Here is a 23,562-nt window from a genome sequence, read left to right as displayed (position 1 = left end):
GCGTAAATGAATTTTTCTAAATACCAAAAATATTCGATACTAGCGATTGCTGATTTTGTATCGATATTAGTCGCTGGTTTTGCCGCATATCTATTACTTGAAATTTATGTAGGTTTAACCGTATCAATGACGTTGAGTTTGTCAATTATCTATTTCATTACTTATATACTAGCTAGTTTATGGACAAAAAACTACAACTTGATTATTCGCTATATGAGTTTTAAAGGGGCATCAGATTTACTGATTACCCATTGTATTGCGTCTATTTTAACCCTAGCGTCAGCAGCAATTATTTATAGAAGTTTTTCTATTCGATTTGTCTTCTTATTAACAGTATTTGCCATTGGTTTAACATTTGTATCGCGTGCCTCATGGCGCTTAACAATGGACCGTAGAGAAAACATACCAAATGGTGAAAGGGTCTTTGAACCAACTTTACTTGTAGGTGCAGGTCGAGGCGGAAATACCTTCCTTAAACAGTTTAAAAATGATGGTGCATACCGATTCGTCGGTTTTGTAGATGATGATAAAGAGTTACTACATAAGAAAATGGATAACTTGAGCATCTTAGGTTGCATTAAAGATATTCCAAGTATTATTGAACAATACCATTTACAAAACATCATTATTACGGCACCAACCCTACCAAGTGAAAAGATTGAACAAATCTTAGACTGGGGTATTGAATACGACGTGGATGTGCGTCAAATGCCTTCAGTTGAAAAAACATTATTAGGTTACCAAATGGATACAACTTCTGGCCCACAAGAAATTTCAATTTCTGATCTTTTGGGCCGTGACGAAGTGGAATTAGACGATTCAGATGCCTTCCGTCAAATCTCTGGTAAAGACATCTTAGTTACAGGTGCTGGTGGTTCAATTGGTTCTGAAATATGTCGTCAGGTAGCTAAATTCGCACCACAAACGATTTATCTTTTAGGTCACGGAGAAAACTCAATCTACTTGATCAATCAAGAGTTCGCTCAAAAAGACTTACCAAATACCCGGATTATTCCAATCATTGCTGACGTTCAAGATAAAGAACATATTGAACAAATCATGCAAACCTACAAACCAGATATCGTTTACCATGCAGCAGCCCATAAACATGTGCCGCTAATGGAAGCTAACCCAACTGAAGCAGTGAAAAACAATGTCTTCGGAACATTGAATGTGGCAACCGCAGCGAAGAATGCCAATGTTGATGTCTTCGTTATGGTATCCACGGATAAGGCCAACAACCCACCTAACGTAATGGGGGCTTCAAAACGAATCGCTGAAATGCTAGTTACCGGAATGGATAAAGTTTCAAACCATACGAAATTTGCAGCAGTACGATTCGGTAATGTGTTGGGTTCACGTGGTTCCGTTATTCCTGTATTCAAAAAGCAAATTGAAAAAGGTGGCCCGGTAACTGTTACAGACTTTAGAATGCGTCGTTACTTCATGACCATTCCTGAAGCAAGTCGTTTGGTTATCCAAGCCGGCGCTAAAGCTGAGGGTGGCGAGTTATTTATCTTAGATATGGGTAAAGAAGTCCTAATCCTAGACCTAGCGAAGAAAATGATCAAACTATCAGGCTTTACTGAAAAAGAAATTCCAATTGTTGAAAGTGGTATTCGACCTGGTGAAAAACTGTATGAAGAATTGCTGCTAACTGATGAAACAACTGGGCAAAAGGTTGATGATAAAATTTTCGTTGGAAAAATTACCAGTCAGCCAATTGAAGAAATTTATGAATTCGTTGAAACATTAGACTTAACAGTGGTTAACGATGATACCTTAAACAAAAAGTTAGTTGATTTTGTTCACCGTGATGCGAAAACATCTGAAAACGGATAATGAGAATCAAGTGAAAAATACTAGGAATCACAATATCTTATTGAAAATTTAAAAACTGGTATGGTAGACTGACATAGTTATGATATTATATTCAAATAGGAAGTAAATAATGTGCATTATATTTGCTCGAGGAGGACGAGATGAACGACACCCAAGAAATCTCTTTAATTGAGATACTGAATATTCTTACTGCGAATATTTGGAAGATTATTTCAACCACTGTTATTGGGATTGTATTAGCAGCTTTAGTGACATTTTTCTTAATGACACCAAAATATACATCTACGACAGATATTGTTGTGAATAACGCTGCTACCGCTACTACAGAAAATACAATCACTCAATCAGGCCTACAAGCGAACTTGACACTTTTAAACACTTACCAATCATTGGTAAGCCGTCCATTAGTGCTTGATCCCGCCATTGCAGAGGTACCTGAAGCAGAAGGTATGACGGCTACTGAATTAGCAGAAAACGTTACAGTTTCTATGGATTCAGATTCATTACTATTTACCATTTCTGTAGAAAATGAATCACCGTATGTTGCTGCTAACTTAGCCAACGCAATTGCTGTATCTTTCTCTGAAGTTGTACAACAAGTGTTACAAATAGAGAACGTTTCGATTGTAACCCCAGCTGAACCTGGTCAATCGCCAACTTCACCAAACGTGATTTTAAACATCATCATTGGTGCATTATTAGGATTGATTGTCGGTGTTGTATTACAATTAGTAAATGCAATGTTAGATAATTCAGTTAAGAGCAGTGATATCGTTGAAGAGCTTGGTTGGACTTTATTAGGAACTATTCCACAAATGGACAAAAGTAAAGTTGAAGATACGCGCTTCAAAGGTAATGCAGTCAAAGATGGTTCTAGAAACCGTCGTCGTGTCTAGGAGGTTCAATTTTGTTTAAGAATAAAAGAAAACATTTTGACAAGATGAATGCAGAACAACGCCGAGGCGCTAGTTTAATTACTGTTACGCAACCAAATGACGTCATTTCTGAATCGTTCCGTCAAATCCGTACGAATATCCAATTCTCAATGGTTGACCATGATTTTAAATCAATCATGTTCACATCATCTGGTGTTTGGGAAGGTAAATCAACTGTTACAGCCAATATTGCTGCTGTAATGGCGCAACAAGGCTTGCGTGTCTTATTAGTAGACGCTGATTTACGTAAACCAACAGTAGCCAAAACATTCAATATCAACACAACTGTTGGTTTGACAAGTTTACTAACAGACCGTGATGCAAACATCATGGATACTGTAAACTATGTTGCAGATGCAAATATTTACATTTTAGCAGCTGGTCCAATTCCGCCAAACCCGTCTGAACTATTAGGTTCAAACCGTATGGCTGAATTAATCGGCGAATTAGAAGAAATGTTTGACTTAGTTATTTTTGATACACCACCAATTCTAGCTGTTACTGATGCACAAGTTGTTGCAACGCGTGTAGATGGCGTGATTGTGGTTGTGCGTTCAGGAATTGCTAACAAAAACGAAGTACGCAAAACAAAAGATTTATTGGACGTGGTGAACGCCAACGTGATCGGTGCCGTATATAACGGTGAAGATGCCAATAAATTAGGCTACGGTTATGGTTATGGTCAAAGCGAAACAAGCAAATAATAGATTTCAAACTAAGGGATAGGCTTTCGGGTCTATCTCTTTTTTTGCGCTTGCGAATCGGTTTAGTCAAGACGGCCAGGGATTTCGATTGGTTTTTGGTATGGCTTTTGATAATGCTTTTGATTCTAAGTGTGTTATCCTAGTCGGAGAAGTAAAATAACTTGTGAATTTCGGCAAAGGAGAATGTACGAATGGATTATAGACGATTTGGTGATGTGTTAGTTGTACGACTTGATAGAGGCGAAGAGATTATTACTACCTTGGCAGAATTAGCTAAGCGTGAGAAAATATCTTTAGCAACTGTTCAAGGGATTGGCGCTTGTGACCAGGTGAAATACAGCCTATACAATGTGGCAGAGCGTTCATACAGTCCTAACGAATTAAGTGAAGAGTTAGAGTTAACTTCATTGAATGGCAATATGTCGATGATGGACGGCGAACAATATAACCACCTACATGCTACATTTGGTCGTGCAGATGGGTCAGTAGTTGGTGGTCACTTGAACGAAGCCATTATTTCAGGTACCGGTGAAATTTTTGTTCATATGATTTCTGGTGAAGTGGAACGGTCTAAAGACGAAGCAGAAACCGGCTTGAACTTGTTCGATTTCAATAAATAAGGTCTTTATTCGTCTGATTGGAAAATGAATGGTGTCTTACTAACAGAAAGTTTCCTAACTAACAAATTGTAAGCTAAAATCTTGTGTTAATTCGGATTTGAAATTATAATAGAGCTATCTAAAAAAATATTCAAAAATGAACGGAGAATAATGATGACAACAATGAAAGAGAAGTTTGGTTTTAAACCAAATGAAGGCTTGCAATTTGGCCTGTATTCTTTAGGTGATTATGCCCCCAACCCACATACCAACCAAGGGGTAGGGGAACAAAAAAGAGTTCAAGAATTAATCGAAACAGCTCAGCACGCTGAACAAGCAGGCTTAGATATTTTTGCCCTTGGTGAATCTCACCAAGAGCATTTTGTCTCTCAAGCCCATGCAGTCATTTTAGGGGCTATTGCCCAAGCGACGAGTAAGATTAAATTATCCTCTTCATCAACTGTTGTGTCGACATCTGACCCGGTTCGAATTTACGAAAACTTCGCTACTTTAGATTTAATTTCTGACGGTCGAGTTGAATTAGTAGGTGGTCGTGCCTCTCGAATTGGTTTATTTGAACTATTAGGTTATGAATTACGCAACTATGAAGAATTGTTCGAAGAAAAATTTGAATTATTAAATTACATCAACCAGCAAGTTGAAAAGGGTGAAAAAATCTCTTGGGAAGGGCAATTCCGCCACCGTTTAAACCAGGCGGAAATTTACCCTAAACCAAAAGACAACTTCATTCCAATTTGGCGCGGGGTTGGTGGATCACCCGCTTCTGCAGTGAAAGCAGGACGTGCGGGTATCCCGATGGTCCTAACTACTTTGGCTGGACCAGCTATGGCCTTTTATCCGGCTGTAGAGGCCTATCATGAAGAATTAGCCAATCTAGGTATAGACCCAACAACCTATCCTTTAACTACAGCTAGCCCTATGTATATTGCCCCTACAGGTCAAGAAGCTTTGGCGGAATTCTACCCCCATGTAAAATCATCATTCTTACATTCAAATGGGTCTATTTTCCCTAAACAACAATTTGCACAAGCCCGGTCGGTTCAAGACACCATGATGGCAGGAAGTCCAGAAATGATTGTTGATAAATTGATCTACCAATATGAAGTCTATGGTATGGACCGGTATATCGGCCAAATTGATATGGGTGGCGTTCCGATAGATAAAATCAAACGGACCATTGATTTACTAGGTGAAAAGGTCATTCCTGAAGTGAAGAAATATACTAAGAAAAACTAGTGATTCCTGAATTGAAAAAAATTCGAAAAACAACTAGTTTAAATCAACGATTGCAATCTAACATTATGAATATATAAAATTACAAGGAGCTGAAAATCACAAATTCAGCTCTTTTTCTTTGTGTAAAAGAATACAAACCACTATTAAAACCGTTATCTTTTTGCTGTATAATTCTCATCATAAGGACTTACAACAACATCTGCAAAGTGAATATTCAAATAAGGTTGACGAAAATGGTATTTGTGCATCACCTAATTATGTACCAGGATACGATAAAGAATTATACATGGTTCGTTCTTACACTTATGAAGACAGGCAAGGAAATAAATACGGATAAAGCTACCAATAAATCTAAATCGATCAAAAAAAATACCCAAATAAATAAAGCAGGTGCACCCAATTAGATCAAAAAGGTACACCTGTTATTTTTCTACTTCAGATAGTCATAATCAACGGGACGTTGAATCATAGCTTTGAACTGGTCAAAATCTTCCGAATTCCCAAGTGCCCACATAGCCTTCATGACTAGGGCTTCGCTGGTGATATTGGCTGTTTCAATAATATGCTTTTCCCCTAGAATTGACTGACCAACTGCATAGACCTCATAATCAGACCCTTCCATCGGGACCTGCGTGGTTAAAATCACATATTTTCCTTGGTTAACGGCTGCCCGAATTTGCCCTGCATAATCGAGAGCGGTTAATTGCGGAATCCCACCAATCCCAAAACCTTCAATAACGATGACATCCACCAAGTTACAATAGGCTTCAATGACTTGAGCTGGAAGGCCGGGAGTTAATTTAATCAAACCCACGCGCGGATTCAGTTGGTTGTAGAATTTAACTGGCCCTAAATCACTAGATTGGTTTAAGATAGGTAAAACCCTTTGTGACCGGACAACTGCCCGGTTGGCGAAATCTATGGTTTGAAAAGCTTGGTAAGACCGAGACCGTACTTTGCGTGACCGGGTGCCCAGCAAAACTTCTCCATGGAATACAATTGATATAGCGTAAGCTTGGTCAGAAATGGCATAGGTTACAGCGTCTAGAATATTTTTCACGCCATCGTTGCCAATTTTTGACAGGGGCACTTGAGACCCAGTAAAGACAATCGGTTTGGCGCTATTTTGAACCAGGTAAGATAGGGCAGCAGCGCCGTAAGCCATGGTATCTGTCCCGTGAACTATAACAAATCCGTCATAGGTTTCGTATTGGTCCTGGATCACTTGGGCCATCTGTAGCCAATTTTTCGGTTGCATATTAGTTGAATCGATAGACAACAGGTTGACTGCATGATAAGTAAAGTCTAATCCAGAAGACGCTAGAATTTCAGTTAGTTCTTGGTTGATGGTCCCAGCAACAAGTCCATGGTCAGAATCTTGAGCCGAAATGGTCCCACCAGTCAGTATAAATAAAACGCGCTTGGTCATGAAATGCTCCTTATTAAAAATATTTACGCCCATTATACCACGAAAAAGCGTACCAGATAGGATCATCCAGTACGCACGTTTCTGTTATCGTATGGTGATTACTGACGGATTTGCCCGTCGCCATAAATCACATATTTATAAGTCGTTAAAGCTTCAATACCCATTGGTCCGCGGGCATGCAATTTCTGAGTTGAAATCCCAATTTCGCCACCGAAACCAAATTTATCGCCATCTGTAAAGCGAGATGAGGCATTAACAACCACTGCAGCAGCATCAATATCATCCACGAATTGACGAGCTATAGAGTAGTCTTGGGTTACAATCACTTCCGTATGGGCAGATGAATAAGTTTGGATATGTTCAACCGCTTCATTGTAGCCAGAAGTCACCTTGATCGCAATTTCATAAGCCAAGAATTCCGTCGCATAATCTTCCTCATTTACAGGTAAGATATCGATTTTCCCTTGCAAGATTTCCCGCGTTCTTTGGTCTCCGTGCACCACGACCTTGTCTGCTTTAAAGGATTCAACAATTTGTGGCAAAAAGGCTTCCGCGACTTTTTCGTCGACTAGTAGATTTTCTAAAGCGTTACATACTGAAACCCGCTGCAGCTTCCCATTTTTCAAAATGGCTAAAGCCTTTTCTAAATCAGCCGCTTCGTGCACGTACAGGTGGTCGTTTCCAATACCGGTCTCAATCGTTGGCACAGTCGCATTTTTCACGACATTTTGAATTAAGGATGCACCACCACGTGGAATTAACACATCCAAGTATTGGTTCATCTGCATAAATTGAGTCGCTAAAACCCGGTCAGGATTGTCGATCAAGTTGACCGCATCGGTTGTTACGCCAGCTTCTGATAAACCAGCTTTAATGGCTTCAATAATAGCCAAATTGGATTGAATCGTTTCGCTACCCCCACGTAAAATGACCGCATTACCGGCTTTAAAGGTTAGGGCAGTAGCATCTGCTGTTACATTTGGGCGTGATTCGAAAATAATCCCAATAACCCCAAGTGGTACACGTTTCTTCCCAATCTCAATGCCATCTTCAGTAAACCACATTTCATCCGTTTGCCCGATAATATCCGGCAAATTCGCCACCTTTTCAAAACCAGCGGCCATATCGTCAATCCGGATTTCAGTTAAGGTCATGCGTTCAATAAAGCTTTCGGGGCGTCGACCAGCCTCTCGTGTATTTTCAATATCGGCCTGGTTAGCCGCTAAAATAGCCGCTTGGTTATCCCGTAAAGACTTGGCCATTGCTAGTAAAGCTGCATTTTTTTGTTGGCTTGGCAACTTGCCTAATTCTCGTGAAGCCACCTTTGCAGCTTTACCAAGATTCACTAAACCTTGTGCATCAATCATGTCTGTACCTCCATTACATTAGAATTATGAGCATTTTCTCATTGTATTCATTTATTATAACCATTTATCTTAAGAAAGGCTATTGGATTCGCTTATTTTGGCATGAAAAGTGTCCCAATTGAATCGCCTTTAACTAAGTCTAAAATCTGCATAGGGTCTTCAGATGACATAATCACCGTCATTTGTCCGGATTTTAAAGACTCATTAGCAGCTGTTAATTTCGTTTCCATTCCACCAGTTGAAAAAGCCGAAACATCACCCTTAGCCATATCCATTAAATCGTCAGTCACCTCATGCAAGACATCAAAGCGAACCGCATCAGGATTTCGCTTCGGATTGTCATCATAAAAGCCGTCTACATCTGTTAGGAATATCAACAAGTCCGCGTCCATCGTCGAAGCAACCAAGGCAGATAGGGTATCGTTGTCACCAAAACGAGTTTGGTGGTCCATTTCATCAACCGCTACCGCATCGTTTTCATTGATAATGGGTAAGATTTTTTGACCTAATAAGGCATTCATGGCATTTTTGTAGTTGTTGTAAGAATCCGGGAAGTCGATAATGTCCCGTGTTAACAAGATTTGCCCGATAAATTGGCTGTAGTAGTTAAACGACCGACTATATAAATTCATTAAAGCTACTTGTCCAACAGCGGCAGTCGCTTGCTGTGATGCCATATCGGTAGGTCGGCTAGTTAAGCCCATTTTGACAGAACCAACACCAATCGCACCCGAGGTTACAAGGATTACTTCCTTACCCTCTTGAATTAAGGTAGAAAGGGCCAAAGCTAGGCGGTCAATTCGGTTATAATTAATCTGATTTTGACTATTCAAAAGAGAATGTGTCCCGATTTTCACAACAATTCTCTCCGCGCTTAAAATTCCTTCACGATTCATCTCATTCATCCTCATCTAAAAATTTTGTATATTAAAAGTAGTTTTACTTTTTTTTAATCTAATTGAAATCTCACTCTGTTATTATAGCATAGAGGACCTGCGATTTTTAGGCAGGGATATAGACAAATGGGAAAAACAAGGAGTGACTTAAGTGTCAAAAATTAACATGAACCACTTTAACAAGGCCTACATCGCCATCGTCTTGGCCTTTATTCTAGCGCTTGCTGCCTATGATATCAGCTACAGTAAGACCAACGCCGAAACAGAAACCACCACAAACCAGCCTACAGATACAAAAACCACCGAAGAAAGTGCCTCTGCAGCCTCTTCAGATGATGAGAAAAGAGCTGAAGCACGTAAAGCTGAGTTGACAGAAACCATCACCACGCCAGTCGCATCAAACGCCACAACCGATGAAGAAGCCAGTCAAATGGCCGAATTTTCAGCCGACTATGCAGATGACATCCAAACTTATTCTGTGAAGGATATCGCAACAAATGTAGCTGCTACGCTGGAACTGGACGAAACTGCAGCCATGGCCCAGTTGCTGACAGACCTACCTAAAGAAGTTGATGTAGATTCAGCACAATATCAATTAGTCAATAAACTTAACCCATTACTTACCGAACCAGTGATGGATTTTGCTTATGCAAATTCAGGTAAACCCTATAACGCAGCGATTACAGATGCTTATACTGCTTTGATTGATGCAGCAGCAAGTGCCGGGTATACCCTGTCGACAATTTCTGCTCACCGGACCATTGCATATCAAGCACAAAATGTGGAGAATGGTTTTCAAGATTACTTAGCTCAAGGCTATTCAGAATCAGAAGCGCGTGACCTAACAAATGCTTATTTTGCCCCAGCAGAAGCCAGTGAACATTCAACTGGACTAGCCTTTGACTGGTTAGGAACTGAATGGACAGGTATAGGTGGCAGTTTAGATGAGGCTTATGCAGACCAACCATCAGCTCAATGGCTCGCAGAAAATGCCCAAGATTATGGCTTTATTTTACGATACCCACAAGGGAAAGAGCAGGTAACGGGGTATAGCTTTGAGCCATGGCACTACCGATATGTCGGTGTAGAAGCTGCACAATATATCGCCCAATATGAAATCACACTAGAAGAATTCTTAGCCCTAGTAAACTATCAAACAGCATTAACTGAAGAAGGATTAGTTTAAAGGGCTGACTTAATTGTTCACAAACTAAAAGAATAAAGCAAAAAGCGCCCAAACATCATGTTCGGGCGCTTTTTACTGGATATATTTTTTAGAAATTAAAGTCCATTGTTGCGAAGTAGTCTTCTGGTGTTTCTGGGCGACGGATTTGTTTGAATGTGCCGTCTTCTTTTAACATGACTTCTGCTGAACGCAATTTGGCGTTGTATTGGTAACCCATTGAGGCACCGTGGGCTCCGGCATCGTGGATCCAGATGTAGTCGCCAATATTTGTTTTTGGTAATTGACGGTCGATAGCGAATTTATCATTATTTTCACATAGACCACCTGTTACATCGTATGTTTGGTCGGCAGTTTCGTCTTCTTTGCCTAAGACAGAGATGTGGTGGTAAGCGCCGTACATTGCTGGACGTAATAGGTCAGAGGCAGATGCGTCTAATCCTAGGTAGTCTTTGTAAGTGATTTTTTCATGTAGGACTTTGGCTACTAAACCACCGTTTTCAGCTAACATCCAACGACCTAACTCGGTAAAGATGGCAACATCACCCAAGCCAGCTGGTTGCATGATGTCTTCGTATGCTTGGCGTACGCCGTCACCGATGATGTCGATGTCTGCTGGTGTTTCTTCTGGTTTGTAAGCAACCCCAACACCACCTGATAGGTTGATGAAGGTGATATTTAAATCAGTTTGGTCTTTTAACTCAACCGCTAATTCAAATAATGTACGTGCTAATTTTGGATAGTATTCGTTTGATGTCGAACCGGAAACCAAGAATGAGTGGATACCGATGTTTTTCACGCCATAGTCTGCTAATTTTTGGAAGGCTTGACGAGTTTGTTCAGGTGTCATACCGTATTTGGCGTCACCAGGGTTGTCCATGATGCCGTTCGCAACTTCGAATGTCCCACCTGGATTGTAACGGATACAAACAGTTTCTGGAAATTCGCCTACGTGTTCTTTGAAGAAGTCGATATGCGTGATGTCGTCAAAGTTAATGATCGCACCAAGTTCAGCTGCTTTTTTGAAGTCAGCTGCTGGCGTTACGTTAGATGAGAACATGATATCGTGGCCTGAGAAACCAACTTTGTCGGCTAATACAAGTTCTGTATAAGATGCACAGTCGACGCCCATGCCTTCTTCCTGCATAATTTTCAATACGTGTGGATTTGGTGTGGCTTTAACAGCGAAATATTCATGGAAGTTAGGGTTCCAAGAGAAAGCTTTTTTCAGACGACGACAGCGGTCTCTGATACCGGCTTCGTCGTATAAATGGAATGGTGTAGGGATTTCAGCAGCAATTTCTTCAACTTTTGCCAGGCTGGTAAATGGACGTTTGTTTTGCATGAATTGTTATCTCCTTTAAATTTAATCTTACTCTCATTATGAAGAAAAAGGGTGGTTTATGCAAGTTTAGAATCCTTAACTGGTAACGACCTTATAAAAAGGCAATAATATGAAAAAACTATGTGAATTGGCTTGACAATTTTTTTAATTAAATCTATGATAATGCTATTGAAAGACGCAACTAGATGAATGACAGCCATATTCGAGGGGTTTTATTGATGAAAATGAACAGCCTACATACGAATAATCGCTTTTACTTTAGCTATTTTAGGTAGTTTGTATTTATGAAATCTGTTTTAGATCATAGATACAAACGTCAGTAAACAACTGAACCGTATCTATGATGGCTAAACATTTTGTTGCGTAACAAGTGGCCACGTAGAGATAAAATCTATTGTGGCATAGCTAGATATTTTAGCGCTATAAGCACCTATTTAGATTTTATCTGGATAGGTGCTTTTTTCTTTGGATTGATTGTAAAGGGGAGTAAATAATGAAAAGATTGAGCTTAAAGAAAGGCTTGGTGACATTAGTAGCGAGTTTAGCTATTTTTGCGGCTGGCTGTGAGAATGCTGAAGATAATGGCATTTTAGATATCGGTATTTTATCGATTATGGACCACAATTCCTTAAATGATGCGGAGCAAGGTTTTATTGATGGGATGACCGAATTGGGTTATGAAGAGGGTGTTGATGTGGTTTACCACCGGATGAATGCCCAAGGTCAGCAAGCCAACTTGTATCCAATGGCAGGACAATTGTTGAAGAATTCTGAGCTGGTTTTAGGTATCGGAACGCCAACTATTCAGGCACTAGCCGTGACGGAAGAGGAGAAACCACTCCTTTTTACAGCCGTAACTGACCCTATAACAGCAGGTTTGGCAGAATCACTAGAGGGTTCGGGCCGAAATGTGACAGGAACAAGCGATCAGATGCCGGTTGAGAAGCAAGTTGAGCTCTTAATATCGATTAAACCTGAAGCAGAAAAAGTTGGCATCATCTACAACACGGGTGAGGTCAACTCGCAAATTCAAGCAGAACAAGCTGAAGCAGCCATTGTAGCGGCCGGTAAAACGCCAGTCATTCGTACGGTCACCTCAACTAATGATGTACAACAAGCCTTGAATTCTGTGATGTCAGAAGCGGAACTGTTATATATTCCAACAGATAATATCATGGCAGGGGCAGCGTCAACGGTTGGTGCGGTATCTGAACAATACCAAGTACCGGTTGTTGCTGGATCAATTGACCAAGTGGAAGATGGTGGACTAGCGACTTATTCATTAAACTACTACGAATTGGGCCGTCAAACAGCTGAAATGGCAGCACGGGTAATTGAAGGTGAAGATCCTTCGACCATGCCGATTGAGCAAGCGGAAGAATTAGAATTATACGTAAATGAAGACATGGCGGAAGCGTTGGGCGTCGATCCTGACAGCATCCAAGTGGCAGAATAAAGGGAAGAAAGAGGATTTTAATATGAGTGTTATTTTAGGCAGTATATCAGAAGGGTTGTTATGGGGATTATTGGCGATGGGGGTTTACTTAACATACCGAATCCTAAATGTGGCCGATATGACAGTTGAAGGGTCGTTTTCTTTAGGGGCAGCCTTGGTATCACGGTTAATTTTTGAATTTGCCATGGAACCTTGGATGGCCACCTTACTATCATTTGTCATTGGGGCAGGTGCTGGACTAATCACTGGTTTATTACATACGAAATTGAAAGTGCCAGCTTTGATTGCATCCATTATTACGATGACTGGTTTGTACTCTATTAACTTACGTATTTTAGGTCAAGCCAACTTGCCATTATTAAGTCAAAGTACTTTGGTCACTCAAATGCGTCAATTAATTGAAGACAAGACTTTAGCAGTTATCGTTATTGGTTTAATCATTGTTGTAGCCATCGTGGCCTTACTTAAATGGTTCTTCGATACGCAAATTGGTTTAGCCATCCGTGCCACAGGTGATAACTACATGATGAGTGAAGCCAACGGGATCAATACTGACTGGACAAAGATTATCGGCTTCATGGTAGCCAACGGATTAGTTGGTTTATCAGGTGGTTTATTAGCGCAAAACAACGGCTATGCAGATGTCAACATGGGTGTTGGGGCAATGGTTATCGGTTTAGCCTCAGTAGTCATTGGTGAAGCCATCGGGAAAAACCTCACCTTTGTTAAACGCTTATTAGCGATTGTTTTAGGGTCAATCATTTACCGATTACTATTACTATTGGTATTAGAATTAAACTTCAATCCAAACGATGTACGTCTATTCTCAGCCTTAATCCTAGCCGTAGCGCTTGGGGTACCAGCTGTTCGTCAACACGGTAAAAAAGTTGTGAAAAATTCAATCACAAGTAAAGAAGCATAGAAAGGAGATTGACCAATGACTAGCGTATTAACATTACAAAACGTACATAAAACATTTGAAGCTAAAACACCAAACGAAAACCACGTATTAAAAGGGATCGACCTAAAGGTAGAAAAAGGGGATTTCATCACCATTATTGGGGGGGACGGGGCCGGAAAATCGACTTTCCTAAATGCCATTGCCGGTTCGCTATTGGTAGACCAAGGGACTATTAAAATTGAAGATAAAGACGTGACTAACCTAACTGCCAACAAACGTGCAGGCCTAGTATCACGCGTATTCCAAGACACACGGATGGGCACTGCTAGCCGCTTAACTATCGAAGAAAACATGGCTATTGCAGACCGTCGCGGACACTCATTTGGATTTGGACGAGGGGTCAACAACAAGCAACGTGAACAATTTAAAGAAGCCTTGAAACTATTGGACTTAAGCTTGGAAAATAGATTAACTGCTGAAGTTGGATTGCTTTCTGGTGGACAACGTCAAGCATTAACATTATTGATGGCAACTTTGAAAAAGCCAAAAGTCTTACTATTAGATGAGCATACAGCAGCCTTAGACCCTAAAACGTCGGACATGGTTTTAAAATTAACTGAAGAAGTTATCCAACGGGACCAATTAACAGCCTTGATGATTACACATGATATGGAACAAGCCATACAAATGGGTAATCGCTTGTTGATGATGGACAATGGCCGCATCTTGATTGATATCTCTGGTGAAGAGAAGAAACAATTAACCGTACAACAATTATTAGACATGTTCAAAAAACAATCAGGACGTGCATTAAACGATGACGCTTTAATACTAGGGTGAGAGCGAGACCGTATATAAAATGGTATTCCATAAATGATGATAGTGATTCAAAATCATTAGTATAAATTAGTCTCTAGTGGTTAGGCTAACTAGCTCACCAAGATGTGATGAAGGACTCATCATGAATAATATCGTCTTTCTTTAGACGCAAAAAGACCGCCAGGGTTTTCCTAGCGGTCTTTTGATTTCTAAATTATGCTTCTACGGTTAGTTCTTCACCGATTGCTGCTAAACGTGCAACGATTTCATCGTGAGACCAACCTTTAGCTTGTACGTAACGGTTGCGTGGGTGAACACGACATTCGTGTGTACAACCACCAAGATGTTTTTCTTGGTTTTCTTCTGAAGCTAAGATTTGTTTGTTACATTCAGGGTTACCACAGTTTACGTAACGTTCACATGGTGTACCGTCGAAGTAGTCTTTACCAACGATTGATGGGTCAACATGGTTGATTGGTACAGAGATGCGGTCGTCAAACACGTACATTTTACCTTCCCATAAGTCGCCACGAGTTTCATCGTCTTGACCGTAGTTTTCAATACCACCGTTTAATTGGCTAACGTTTTCGATACCTTCACGAATCATCCAACCTGAGAATTTCTCACAACGTACGCCACCAGTACAGTAAACAAGGACTTTTTTGTCCATGAATTTTTCTTTGTTTTCGCGTACCCATTCAGGTAATTCACGGAAGTTACGGATATCAGGGCGGATAGCGCCTTTGAAGTGACCAAGATCATACTCATAGTCGTTTCGTGTATCTAATAAAACAGTATCTTCATCTAACATTGCTTCACGGAAATCAGCTGGATCTAAGTGGGTACCAGATAATTCGTTAGGGTTTAAATCTTCTTCTAAGTTTAAAGAAACGATTTCTTCACGGTAACGTACGAACATTTTTTTGTGTGCGTAGTCATCCGCTTCGTTAATTTTAAACCATAGGTCAGAAAATTCTTCCATAGCATGCATATGTTCCATGTAGCGTTCAGTCGCTTCTTTTGGCCCAGATACAGTACCATTGATCCCTTCATCACCAATTAAAATACGGCCTTTTAAGCCGAGTGATTTACAGAATTGTAATTCGTCTTTGGCGAATTGTTCTGCATCTTTAATAGGTACATATTTATAGTAAAGTAGTACCTGGAATTCGTTATTATTCATTTATTATTCCTCCATCATATTGCAGGTATGACTGCGAGTTTTTACGGATTACATTATAAGGCATAAACCAGGGATAAACAAGTACTAAATTTGTTTCGAATGTTTAAAAAGTTCACAATCCTATTTTTACATTAGAAAAACATGCTATAATAGATTGTGAAATATGAATCGATTACATGAATTTTCAAGTAAATCGTTAGTAGGGGTTAGTTATGAATCATAAAGGAACCAAGACAATAGAAACGCAACATCTATTGTTACGTAAGTTCAAAACAAGTGATGCCAAGGACATGTTCAAGAATTGGGCAGGGAATACGGCAGATACAGAATTTGTTACATGGGACAAGCACCAATCCGTTTCTGATAGTAAAAGCATTTTAGAGAAGTGGGATAAACGCAAGGACAGAAGTAAAACCTACAGATGGTGTGTGGAAGACAAATCTTCTGGAGAAGCGGTAGGAGAAATCGTAGTGACTGAAGTGCATAAAGACACCCAGGCTGCAGACTTAACCTTCTGTATGGGTCAAGCCTATAAAGACCAAGGTTTGGCGAAGGAAGCTTTAGAAAATATTGTGCATTTCTTGTTTAAAGAAGTGCAAATGAACCGTTTGTCTTTTGATCAAGATAGTCGAAATGAAGCTGACAGACAACTGGCTTTAGCCTTAAACTTCGAATATGAAGGGCTACGAAAAGCAGCTTTAGCCAATAATTCAGGTATTTCGGACAAAGCCTTGTATGGTGCTGTAAGATAGCATTTAAAGTGACCATAGAAAAAGGTATGTGATAGAAAACATCACATACCTTTTTCTGTCGTTATTTATTATAAAACTTTGTCTAAAAATTCTTTTGTACGGTTGTGTTGTGGGTTACTGAAGATGTCTTCAGGTTTACCTTCTTCGACAACGTATCCGCCGTCCATGAAGATCACACGATCAGCTACTTCACGGGCAAAGCCCATCTCATGTGTTACAACGACCATGGTCATACCTTCTTTAGCAAGGTCTTTCATTACGTTTAATACGTCACCAACCATCTCTGGGTCAAGTGCTGATGTTGGTTCATCAAACAACATGATGTCAGGATTCATTGCTAAAGCGCGGGCGATAGCCACACGTTGTTTTTGTCCACCAGATAAAGAGTTTGGAAAAGCTTCTGCTTTATCCGCTAAGCCTACTTGCTCTAATAAAGACAAAGCTTGTTCTTTGCTGGCATCTTTTTGTGTCTTACCTAATTCAGTCGGGGCAAGGGTAATATTCTCTAAAACGCTTAAATGTGGGAATAGGTTAAAGTGTTGGAACACCATGCCGATATTTTGACGTGCTTTATTAATATCAATAGATTTGTCGGCAATATTTGTGCCATCTACTAAAACTTCACCACCGTTAATGTCTTCTAAACGGTTTAAACAACGTAAGAATGTTGATTTACCAGACCCTGATGGTCCGATGATACAAACTACCTCACCTTGGTTAATGGTTAAGTCGATCCCTTTAAGGACCTCATTTTTACCGAAGCTTTTCTTTAAATCATTTACAATAACTTTTGCAGTTGCTGTTGTTTCAGCCATTTTCTCATCCCTCTCGGATTTAATTCTTATTCATCTATTCGTATATTTTCGATTGATAAATTTAATGGTATTTTAATTTGAAATTGTCACTTTGTCAACTTTTATCACAAGCTTTAATTTGTAATGTAAACAATGAGGGTCGCTGATTGATTGCCCAAGGGTATTTTGTTATATTTTGTGTATTAGATTGGACAAGAGAGAGAGGTATTAAATTGAAAAAAGTATTAGCAGCTATAGATATTCAGCAATTATTCATCATCACTTTGGGGACTTTAAGCATGACCATTGGTTTGTATTTCTTCTTGGTACCTGATTCCCTTGTCGGTGGGGGTACTGGGGGTATGGCGCAGGTATTGGCACCATTTATTCCGCTACCTTATTCAGCGATCCTTTTTGCCATTAATATAGTCTTACTGGTCATTGGGATTATGGTGATTGGTAAGGAGTTTGGTGGGACAACCCTGTATTCTGTCATCCTCTATTCAGGCTTTTATGCCTTATTCGAACGGTTTGTACCAGTTACAGGGGCAGTTGCTGATGATCCCTTGGTCAACTTGATTTTGGGACAAGTCCTCCTTTCAACTGGTGTCGGCTTAGTTTTTAATGCCGGTGCCACAACTGGTGGGGTAGATATTATTGCCAAAATAATGAACATGTACCTCCCTATCACCTTTGCGACAGGGGTCATGATTTCCGATATGATTATCTTGCTTGCGAATATGCTGGTATTTGGGATTGAACGTGGATTGTATGCCACAATCGGGGTCCTACTGGCCAATGTGGTTGTTGACCGCGTTATCACTGGTGGTTCTGCAAGATACAACGTGAATATTACGTCAGAAATTGCTGGGGAAATCAACGATTTTATTTTGATAGAATTGGCCCGTGCGACAACAATCTATACGGCTAAGGGTGGATATACTAAGAAATCACGTGCGGTGATTACTACAGTTGTTGACCGTGAAGAATTATTACGGTTGAAAAACCAAGTAACTGAAATGGATGCGAATGCTTTTATGTATGTGTCGCCAGTATCTGAAGTGTCTGGGCGCGGATTCTCTTTTGAAGTGAGGAGAAAACAGTCTCGAATTGCTAAACTAAGAGCGCGTGCTTTGAAAGGGAAAAATTCTAGTATCAACAATTAGCCTTTTTGTTCCAATAATCATGTATAATAAAGGTATATATCATAAGAATGATAGCAATACGAACGGAGGGCTAGTGTGAGAACAGATGAACTATATTCAAAGTTGATTAATTTAGGATTTATTGAAAACTATTATGTAGCTAGCAAAGAATACAAGGATGGGTCGAAGCATCGTATATTAAAAATTTACGATGATGATTCCAAACTGGCTGAAGTAGCTTTAGACCAACCATACATGATTCGTACAACTTATGAAGGTTTTGAGGCAAGAAATGAACTCGAAAAACAAGCCTTATTAAACTTACTCATCAACTATGCACAAACACCAATTGAAGGACGGCAGTCAGCCCTATATTTTGCCTATTACCATGATTTAAATAATATTGTGCATTTTATTAAACGTCTACGAAACAAACGTTTAACGGACGATATGATTCCATTAGCTTATTTTACTACACTAACACCAGAACAAAGAGAAAGCTTCTTATTCTCAATGTCAGAATTTGATGATTTCCCGGAGGCATATCGACCACGCTTTACCCCAGATTCGTTTGTTAAAGTTATTTCTTATGAAGAGTTTTCACAAAATATCCATGACCGCTATAATCTGGATATGCCTGAGGCAGAACCATCATACAGTAAAGCTGATGAAGAAGATATTGATAGTGAAGAGGATAACCATTTGAATTCTGGGGATATTCACGATATTTCAGATTTTCGAAGAAATGGTGAAGATGATAAACCTGAATAAAATATGATAAAAAAGAAGCACGATGTCCATTGAAATTCTAGGGTATCGTGCTTCTGCTATTTCGTCTATAAGGCCACTATAGAATAGACTGTGTATTTTGTTGTGCATATTTTTTAGGGGAAGTATTATAAACTTTCTTGAACGAACGGTAGAAAGTAGAATAATCACCGAAACCTGATGCAATGGATACATCCTGTAAAGACATCTTATTATTATTCAAATTATTGATTAATTGAGCCGCGTATTCTGCACGTTTTTCAATTAAGTATTCATGGAAATTTTGGTTCATTTCTTTACGGAATAATTTTGATAAATAATAGGGCGAAATATCAAATACTTGTGTAATCCGGTCTAATTGTAAGTCAGATTCTTTAAAGTGTTGGTCGATATAGTAGATGATGTGACTAAAGTGTTTGTCATCCTTATAATCACCAGACATAGACGGGATTTTCTTCGCATGATAGACATTCATCAATGAATGGTATAGGTGGTAAGCAGTCACGAATGCTGTATCGCCAACTTCTTCGTCACTATAAGTCAAGATTTTTGATAAGTGATTGATAGTTTTATCAAGATTTTCTTTATCTAAACGATAGTGGCCAGGTTCACTGTAAAATTGATTAATATCTTCCCTTTGGTTTTCATTTACCATTGCATATTGATTCAATAGGTTTTCAGGTACCATACAGATGTAACGTGTGTTATTGATTCCTTCTTCACTTGACATTAAGTGAGGTACGTTAGGTGGGATAATCATGATATCCCCGTTGTATAGGGTATAGCTCGTATCGTTCACGATGAACTGACATTGGTTACCTAAGTAAATTAAAATTTCATAATGGTCATGATAGTGCAGAGAAGATGTTATGCTAGAATATTCTTCAAGATCCATTTCATTAAGGTTTAAATGTTCCTGACTATTATAGGACTTACGCATCATGGTGCGTCGCTCATCATGATAGCTAAGAGAGAAATGTTTCTGAAATGTATTAACCGCTAATGCTTCCAAGAGTTCACCTTCTAATTTAACTTTCTTAATATAATTATACTTTGCAATATTTAACTTATGTCTATAGTGTACTAAACTTCTACAAATGGTTTCAAGGGTTTTTATAATTTAATTTTAAGAAAAGGATTGTGCCGTAAAAATCCTGTAATATATGTTATAATTTAAGGGAAAATGAGGCCTTTGATAACCAATGCCAGTTTTAATTTCATGCAATATAGTATTTTACAACAGTCAGGAAAAATACAATTTTCAACACTGCGCAACTTTAAAATCAAAAATGAAAGAGTATTTTAAAGGCTTTTTGGTTTCAATAGCACAAAAAAAACAGTACAATAAATTTTGGTGTAATGAAGAACTTATTTTATGCTGAAATTTATTGCTTTAGGAGACGAGCTTATGGATAAGGACCAAGAAAAACTTATACAAAGAATTCAAGCTGTGCCAACTGATGATTACAGCTACTGCATTCAAGTTATCTCTAAAATTTTAAGAGATAACCACAAACACACCAGCGATGAAGCTTTTATTAAAGCCTTCAATGAAGTGATGACAGAAAAATTCCCGAATCAATCAGCAGATTACAATCAAATGATTGCTGAAATTAAAATGCAAGATGATGCCGAATTCGTTAAACGCATTCGCAACATTACGGCAGTCGACCCAGTCCGTGCTAATTTTGAAATGTCATTATACATTCGCCGGATGGAAGACGATTTCGACCGATTCACACCAAAGAAAAATATTAAAAATTTAAGTATTTATGATGAACTAGACCTTTTCCAATTTATCTATAATAATGATACAGGTTTAGAATTATCACCAACTACGCGCGATTATGCGGGTATGTATGTGGAGTATGCCAAAGTGCAAATTAAAGCGAATGAATGGCGTGAAGCGATTGACTCATACCAACAAGCCTTATTATGGAATCCATATGATGTAGATACCATCTACGCCTTAGCGGAACTATATCAAGAAATGGAACAGTATGGGATGTCTTACCCAACCATTCTTAATGGCTTGAGTTACTCACTTAGAGTAGAGGACCTAGCTTATGGTTTTGCTTTAATCGGGGACTTCTACTACCGTAAAGAAGACTTTGAAAAAGCTTATACGTTATACCATATTTCCCTTATGTGGAATGAAAATGACAATGCCAGAGCAGGTTTGGAGGTCTTAGAAGAATTAGACCGCGAGTGGCCAGCAATCCTTGAAGGTAAGGAACAAGAAGCCTTCCTTGATGATCTGGGCTTAAACGACTACCCATCAGTGGATATGTTAACAGCTTTAAAAGAAGCCGCATTCCGCTTTAATGAGCACGACCAATATGAAGCGGCCTATGAATATTTAGCCATTTATGAAGATATTTTAGGCAACGTTGACCCGCAAGTGACGGCAGTTTTAGACCAACTAGAAGCTGACCATCCTGATTTATTGATGGAAGAATTGGACCATGATCACGACCACCACCATCATTAAGCCATAAAAATTACAGAGACGAGACCAATTACAATTCAGTAGCGGGACTCGTCTTTTTTTTTCGAAAAATAATCACTGCCAGAAAGCTGGCTTGTGATATAATTGTTGCGTACAAAAATTGAGCGCGTGCAATAAAGGAGAATGTTATGATACCTAGATATACCCGTCCTGAAATGGGGCAAATCTGGTCACAAGAAAATAAATATGCATCTTGGTTGGAAGTTGAAATTCTTGCAACAGAGGCATGGGCGGCCTTAGGTGAAGTCCCTAAAGAGGATGCGCAAGCCATTCGTGAGAAGGCCACTTTCGATGCAAAACGAGTGGAAGAAATTGAAAAAGAAACGCGCCATGATGTGGTTGCCTTTACCCGTAACGTGTCTGAATCACTGGGCGAGGAACGTAAATGGGTGCACTATGGTTTAACGTCTACTGATGTTGTGGATACAGCTCAAGGTTACCAATTAAAACAGGCAAATGATTTAATTCGTAAAGACTTAGACCGATTCTTGCAAGTGTTAAAAGCACGTGCGCTTGAACATAAATACACTGTTACAATGGGCCGTACCCACGGTGTTCACGCTGAACCAACGACTTTTGGTTTGAAAGTAGCGCGTTGGTATTCAGAATGTAAACGAAATATCCAACGTTTTGAAGCGGCTGCGCGCGGTGTTGAAGCAGGTAAAATTTCTGGTGCAGTAGGTACTTACGCCAATGTACCGCCATTTATTGAAACTTATGTATGTGAACACTTAGGCATTAACGCACAAGAGATTTCAACGCAAATCCTACCACGTGACCTACACGCTGAATATATTTCATCACTCGCTTTAATTGCTACAATGATTGAAAATATTGCGACCGAGGTCCGTTCATTACAAAAATCGGAAACGCGTGAAGTGGAAGAATTCTTTGCAAAAGGGCAAAAAGGTTCAAGCGCAATGCCACATAAGCGTAACCCAATCGGTTCAGAAAACATGGCTGGATTAGCCCGTGTCGTTCGTGGTCATGTCATGACTGCTTATGAAAACGTGACCTTATGGCATGAAAGAGATATCTCTCATTCATCGGCTGAACGTATTATCCTACCTGATACAACAATCTTAGTAGATTACATGTTACATCGTTTCGCAAACATCATGGAAAAACTAACCGTCTTCCCTGAAAATATGAAACGCAACATGGATGCTACTCACGGTTTAATCTACTCACAACGTGTATTGCTAAAATTGGTTGATGCAGGCTTATCACGTGAAGCAGCCTACGACTTAGTACAACCTCTAACTGCAATCGCTTGGGACGAAGGCAAGCACTTTAAAGGGCTTGTAGAAGCCAATGAAGAAATCACTAGTCACCTTGATCAAGCAGCTATTGATGACGCCTTTGACTACCATTACCACATCCAAAAAGTAGAGGATATTTTCGAAAAATTAGGACTAGTAGAAGATTAGATTATTAGCAAAATTGCAATGACTGTATACAAAAAAGCTCACGGTACTTAACCCAGATTAGGGCAAGTACCGTGAACTTTTTGTTTGATGTATGAAAAAACTTGTTGCAAGTAGCATGATTCAACACTATTTTGTCCGATGTTGGTATCACCTAGCATGCCTTAGCATTGAAAGAGCATGGAGTGATGGTGGTGCCACTGTTTTAGGGCGATGATAGGTAAAGAGACAGCCGACGACTGAAATCAATA

21 protein-coding genes are annotated in these 23,562 nt (G+C 39.4%); 14 read left to right on the top strand and 7 right to left on the bottom strand.

The annotated features are described in order from the left end of the window. Positions 1-6 precede the first annotated feature (6 nt). The 5 genes from AWM74_RS02310 to AWM74_RS02290 all read left to right on the top strand — a co-directional run bounded on the left by AWM74_RS02310 (position 7) and on the right by AWM74_RS02290 (position 5,337). Positions 7-1,842, top strand: coding sequence for a polysaccharide biosynthesis protein (locus AWM74_RS02310; RefSeq protein ID WP_026466476.1), 1,836 nt, complete (start codon positions 7-9; stop codon positions 1,840-1,842). Positions 1,843-1,982: 140 nt separating this feature from the next. Then, positions 1,983-2,738, top strand: coding sequence for a YveK family protein (locus tag AWM74_RS02305; protein WP_026466475.1), 756 nt, complete (start codon positions 1,983-1,985; stop codon positions 2,736-2,738). 11 nt (positions 2,739-2,749) lie between these two features. Next, the gene (locus tag AWM74_RS02300) at positions 2,750-3,481 is read left to right on the top strand and encodes a CpsD/CapB family tyrosine-protein kinase (protein ID WP_026466474.1); all 732 of its coding nucleotides are present in this window, start codon (positions 2,750-2,752) and stop codon (positions 3,479-3,481) included. Positions 3,482-3,672: 191 nt separating this feature from the next. Further along, positions 3,673-4,101, top strand: coding sequence for a PPC domain-containing DNA-binding protein (locus tag AWM74_RS02295; protein ID WP_026466473.1), 429 nt, complete (start codon positions 3,673-3,675; stop codon positions 4,099-4,101). A gap of 153 nt (positions 4,102-4,254) precedes the next feature. Then, on the top strand, positions 4,255-5,337 hold the full coding sequence (locus AWM74_RS02290; protein ID WP_081665675.1) for an LLM class flavin-dependent oxidoreductase: 1,083 nt from the start codon (positions 4,255-4,257) through the stop codon (positions 5,335-5,337). A gap of 430 nt (positions 5,338-5,767) precedes the next feature. Here AWM74_RS02290 and AWM74_RS02285 read toward each other — a convergent pair whose 3' ends face one another. From AWM74_RS02285 to proB, 3 genes are all read right to left on the bottom strand, one after another. Continuing rightward, positions 5,768-6,766 carry an asparaginase gene (locus AWM74_RS02285; RefSeq protein ID WP_026466471.1) on the bottom strand — a complete coding sequence of 333 codons (999 nt, stop codon included), beginning with the start codon at positions 6,764-6,766 and terminating at the stop codon, positions 5,768-5,770. 98 nt (positions 6,767-6,864) lie between these two features. Continuing rightward, positions 6,865-8,133, bottom strand: a complete 1,269-nt coding sequence (locus tag AWM74_RS02280; protein ID WP_026466470.1) for a glutamate-5-semialdehyde dehydrogenase — start codon at positions 8,131-8,133, stop codon at positions 6,865-6,867. Between the two features lie 92 nt (positions 8,134-8,225). Next, a complete protein-coding gene (gene proB, locus AWM74_RS02275) occupies positions 8,226-9,029 on the bottom strand; it encodes a glutamate 5-kinase (RefSeq protein ID WP_026466469.1) in 804 nt (267 codons plus the stop codon). Between the two features lie 151 nt (positions 9,030-9,180). On the opposite strand from proB, the gene AWM74_RS02270 reads away from it, so the two are divergent. Beyond that, positions 9,181-10,215: a M15 family metallopeptidase gene (locus tag AWM74_RS02270; protein ID WP_026466468.1), complete on the top strand. Its 1,035-nt coding sequence runs from the start codon at positions 9,181-9,183 to the stop codon at positions 10,213-10,215. An 88-nt stretch (positions 10,216-10,303) separates the two neighbouring features. Here the strand turns inward: AWM74_RS02270 and AWM74_RS02265 are convergent, their stop codons facing one another. Continuing rightward, positions 10,304-11,557: a diaminopimelate decarboxylase family protein gene (locus tag AWM74_RS02265; protein ID WP_026466467.1), complete on the bottom strand. Its 1,254-nt coding sequence runs from the start codon at positions 11,555-11,557 to the stop codon at positions 10,304-10,306. Positions 11,558-12,050: 493 nt separating this feature from the next. On the opposite strand from AWM74_RS02265, the gene AWM74_RS02260 reads away from it, so the two are divergent. From AWM74_RS02260 to AWM74_RS02250, 3 genes are read left to right on the top strand one after another with little or no spacing between them, the layout of a single operon-like run. After that, complete coding sequence (locus AWM74_RS02260) at positions 12,051-13,013, top strand: ABC transporter substrate-binding protein (protein WP_034258313.1); 963 nt, start codon at positions 12,051-12,053, stop codon at positions 13,011-13,013. A gap of 22 nt (positions 13,014-13,035) precedes the next feature. After that, entirely contained in the window at positions 13,036-13,935 is a 900-nt protein-coding gene (locus AWM74_RS02255) for an ABC transporter permease (RefSeq protein WP_026466465.1), read from the top strand. A gap of 15 nt (positions 13,936-13,950) precedes the next feature. After that, the gene (locus AWM74_RS02250; protein WP_060774340.1) at positions 13,951-14,754 is read left to right on the top strand and encodes an ABC transporter ATP-binding protein; all 804 of its coding nucleotides are present in this window, start codon (positions 13,951-13,953) and stop codon (positions 14,752-14,754) included. Positions 14,755-14,947: 193 nt separating this feature from the next. On the opposite strand, the gene trhO is transcribed toward AWM74_RS02250, so the two are convergent. Beyond that, positions 14,948-15,916 carry an oxygen-dependent tRNA uridine(34) hydroxylase TrhO gene (gene trhO / locus AWM74_RS02245; RefSeq protein WP_026466463.1) on the bottom strand — a complete coding sequence of 323 codons (969 nt, stop codon included), beginning with the start codon at positions 15,914-15,916 and terminating at the stop codon, positions 14,948-14,950. A gap of 212 nt (positions 15,917-16,128) precedes the next feature. Here trhO and AWM74_RS02240 point away from each other — a divergent pair, with 212 nt between their 5' ends. After that, positions 16,129-16,668 (top strand): GNAT family N-acetyltransferase, encoded by a 540-nt coding sequence (locus AWM74_RS02240; RefSeq protein WP_016896445.1) that lies wholly within the window; start codon positions 16,129-16,131, stop codon positions 16,666-16,668. A 68-nt stretch (positions 16,669-16,736) separates the two neighbouring features. Here AWM74_RS02240 and AWM74_RS02235 read toward each other — a convergent pair whose 3' ends face one another. After that, the gene (locus AWM74_RS02235; protein WP_016896446.1) at positions 16,737-17,483 is read right to left on the bottom strand and encodes an amino acid ABC transporter ATP-binding protein; all 747 of its coding nucleotides are present in this window, start codon (positions 17,481-17,483) and stop codon (positions 16,737-16,739) included. A 212-nt stretch (positions 17,484-17,695) separates the two neighbouring features. Here AWM74_RS02235 and AWM74_RS02230 point away from each other — a divergent pair, with 212 nt between their 5' ends. Together AWM74_RS02230 and AWM74_RS02225 are read left to right on the top strand one after the other, a co-directional pair. Continuing rightward, positions 17,696-18,628: a YitT family protein gene (locus AWM74_RS02230; RefSeq protein ID WP_034258310.1), complete on the top strand. Its 933-nt coding sequence runs from the start codon at positions 17,696-17,698 to the stop codon at positions 18,626-18,628. Between the two features lie 75 nt (positions 18,629-18,703). Then, a complete protein-coding gene (locus AWM74_RS02225; RefSeq protein ID WP_026466461.1) occupies positions 18,704-19,378 on the top strand; it encodes a hypothetical protein in 675 nt (224 codons plus the stop codon). 76 nt (positions 19,379-19,454) lie between these two features. Here the strand turns inward: AWM74_RS02225 and AWM74_RS02220 are convergent, their stop codons facing one another. Continuing rightward, on the bottom strand, positions 19,455-20,387 hold the full coding sequence (locus AWM74_RS02220; protein ID WP_236702842.1) for a helix-turn-helix domain-containing protein: 933 nt from the start codon (positions 20,385-20,387) through the stop codon (positions 19,455-19,457). 396 nt (positions 20,388-20,783) lie between these two features. Between AWM74_RS02220 and AWM74_RS02215 the strand changes: the two genes are divergently transcribed. Both AWM74_RS02215 and purB read left to right on the top strand, forming a co-directional pair. Further along, the gene (locus tag AWM74_RS02215; RefSeq protein WP_026466459.1) at positions 20,784-21,866 is read left to right on the top strand and encodes a tetratricopeptide repeat protein; all 1,083 of its coding nucleotides are present in this window, start codon (positions 20,784-20,786) and stop codon (positions 21,864-21,866) included. A 146-nt stretch (positions 21,867-22,012) separates the two neighbouring features. After that, positions 22,013-23,314, top strand: coding sequence for an adenylosuccinate lyase (purB, locus tag AWM74_RS02210; protein WP_026466458.1), 1,302 nt, complete (start codon positions 22,013-22,015; stop codon positions 23,312-23,314). Positions 23,315-23,562: the final 248 nt, after the last annotated feature.

Origin of the sequence: Aerococcus urinaeequi (assembly GCF_001543205.1) — a bacterium.
Lineage (GTDB): Bacteria > Bacillota > Bacilli > Lactobacillales > Aerococcaceae > Aerococcus > Aerococcus urinaeequi.
This window is presented reverse-complemented; position numbering and strand designations above follow the sequence as displayed.